The organism is Stenotrophomonas sp. S41 (assembly GCF_016624625.1).
Lineage (GTDB): Bacteria > Pseudomonadota > Gammaproteobacteria > Xanthomonadales > Xanthomonadaceae > Stenotrophomonas.
In genome coordinates this window covers 1-2694 of the sequence record NZ_JACVTV010000189.1, presented here as the reverse complement: position 1 = coordinate 2694, position 2694 = coordinate 1, and the positions used below count along the sequence as shown (strand labels likewise).

1 protein-coding gene is annotated in these 2694 nt (G+C 67.5%); it reads left to right on the top strand.

Annotated features, from left to right (window positions below):
• Positions 1–181: 181 nt before the first annotated feature.
• Entirely contained in the window at positions 182–2596 is a 2415-nt protein-coding gene (locus IAE56_RS20745) for an EAL domain-containing protein (protein WP_200753817.1), read from the top strand.
• Positions 2597–2694: the final 98 nt, after the last annotated feature.

Sequence of the window (2694 nt, the reverse complement as noted above, 5' to 3'; positions counted from 1 at the left end):
TTGGTGGGGGGGGCGTCTTGGGGGGGGGGTTTTTTTTTTTTTTTTTTTTTTTTTTTTTTTTTCCCCCCCCCCCCCCCCCCCGCCTTCCCGTGGTCCGGCTTCGCATGGTCCACACATGGGCGGCCATAGGCTGGCATAGTTGATCAAGGAGGTTGTCACGGCACATTCGGGGGGATCCGGGATGGGTAGAGGCAAGGAGCAGCATCGGCGGCGGGTACCGATGACCCGTGGTCTGTGGGTGCGGTTTGTACTTCTGACGGGCATGGCGATCGGACTGGTCGGCCTGTCCGCGTTGATCCAGGAGCTGCAGGCGGCGTCCACCGCCTGGATTGCGGGCCAAGGGCACTGGTCGCGTGGCCAGCAGGATGCCACCGCCGCGCTCAGCCGTTATCTGGCACGCGGTGATGCGCATGATCTGGACGATGCGCGGCGCGCCCTGCAGGTGCCGCTGGGCGATCTGCATGCGCGCCTGGCCCTGGAACAGCCCGAGCCGGACCTGGCGAAGGCGCGCGAGGGCTTCCTGCGCGGCGGCAACGCACGCGGGGACGTCTCGCGGCTGATTTTCTCGTTCCGTTACGCACGCGACCTCGGCGAGTTCAGTGAAGCCACCCGGTTGTGGCGGCAGACCGACACGCACCTGCTGGCCATGCAGGCGCTGATCGACGAACTGGACAAGGTGCCGCCGCAATCACTGCAGCAGCCCCGCGTGCGCGACGACTACATGCAGCGTGTGCACGACGTGGACCTGCAGCTGCAATCGCAGGCCGAAGCATTTTCCCAGGCCCTGCTGCGCATGGCACATACGGTGCGCATCGCCACACTCATCGTCGGCGGCTTCTCCGTACTGATCATCACCCTGATGGCAGTAGCCTTGGCACGCCGGGTCGGCAAGGACCTGACCGAGCATGAAAGCCGCTTCCGCGCGGCCTTCTACCAGGCCAACGTGGGCATGCTGAAGCTGGATGCGGCCGGGCGGGTGATGGAGGCCAACCAGGCCATGGCGGACATCCTGGACTACCGCCGCGACGTGCTGCAGCAGATGGCGCTCGGCGACCTGTTGATGGATGGCGAGCTGGTGCTGGACGCTGACGGTCGCATCGACTGGGATCGCCAGCTGCGGCCGGGCGAACTGCGCTTCCGCCGCCGCGACGGCAGCCTGGTCTGGGGCCGCTGGAGCGGCACCGCCGTGCGCAGTGCCGGCGGCCGGCTGTCGGTGTTCTCCATCATCGAGGATGTCAGCCAGAACCATGCGCTGGCCCGTGAGATCGAGCACCACGCCAGCCACGATCCGCTCACCGGACTGATCAACCGCCGCGAGATCGAGCGGTTGCTGGAACGCGCGCTGCTGCAGGTCCGCTCGGAGGGCGGCACGCATTCGCTGTGCTACATCAACCTGGACCACTTCAAGCTGGTCAACGACAGCTTCGGCCACGCCGCGGGTGACCAGATGCTGCGTGGCTTCGCCGAGTACCTGGTGGGCGCGGTGCGCGACGGTGACTGGGTGGGGCGGCTGGGCGCCGACGAATTCGCGGTGTTCCTCGGCCGGGCCAGCCAGGACGAGGCCAAGCGCGTGCTGCAGCGGCTGATCCGCAACCTGGGGCAGGCCACGTTCCCGATCAGCGAGGGCAGCCCGCAGCTGAGCTGCAGCATCGGCGTGGTGGAAGTGACCGCCGATGCGCCCGACGTCAACTGGCTGATGAGTGCTGCCGACAGCGCCTGCTATGCAGCCAAACAGGCCGGCCGCAACCGCGTGCACTGCTTCAACGAGGACCGCCTCGCGCTGGACGAACGCCGCCACGAGGCCGAACGCCTGCAGCGGGTGAGCCGCGCGATGGCCGAGAACCGCATGCTGCTGTATGCCCAGCGCATCGCCAAGGTCGGCGATCCCGCCTACCTGCATTACGAGGTGCTGGTGCGCATGCGCGATGCCGACGGCGCGCTGCACCTGCCGGGCCAGTTCATGCCGGCGGTGGAGCGCTATGGCATGGCCATGGCGCTGGACCGCCATGTGCTTGGCCTGCTGTTCCGCCACCTGCAGGTGTGCCCGGCGCATATACGCCAACTGGGCCTGTGCAACGTCAACGTGTCGGCGCAGTCGATCGCCGAGCCGAGCTTCCTGGCCTTCGTCTGCGACCTGCTGGAGCGCAACCGCGCGCTGGCGGCCAAGCTCTGCTTTGAAGTGACCGAGACGGCGGCGATCAGCAACCTGACGCAGGCGCGGGCGTTCATCGACGCGGTGAAGGCGCGGGGTTGCCGGATGGCGCTGGATGACTTCGGCTCGGGCCTGTCCTCGTTCGGGTATCTGCGGCAGCTGCCGGCGGACATCCTGAAGATCGATGGCGCGTTCGTGCGGGACATGGACACCGATGCGGTGAGCCGGGCGACGGTGCGGGCGATCAGCGAGCTGGGGCGCGAGCTGCAGATGGAAGTGGTGGCCGAGTGGGTGGAGACGGCCGAGGTGGCACAGACGCTGGCCGACATGGGGGTGGAGGGGCTGCAGGGCTATGCGATCGAGCGGCCGCAGCCGTTGGAGCGGTTGACGCTGGCCAACCAGCGGCCGGTGCGGCTGGTCGGCACCCAGGGCCCGCCGGGGTAGGGGGTTTTCTGCAGGGCTTGCAGCCCTGCACCTGCTTCAATTCAGGGCAACGTCAAAAGCCTGCATTCCGTGGGATGGCGGGGCACTGTGGGTTTGCG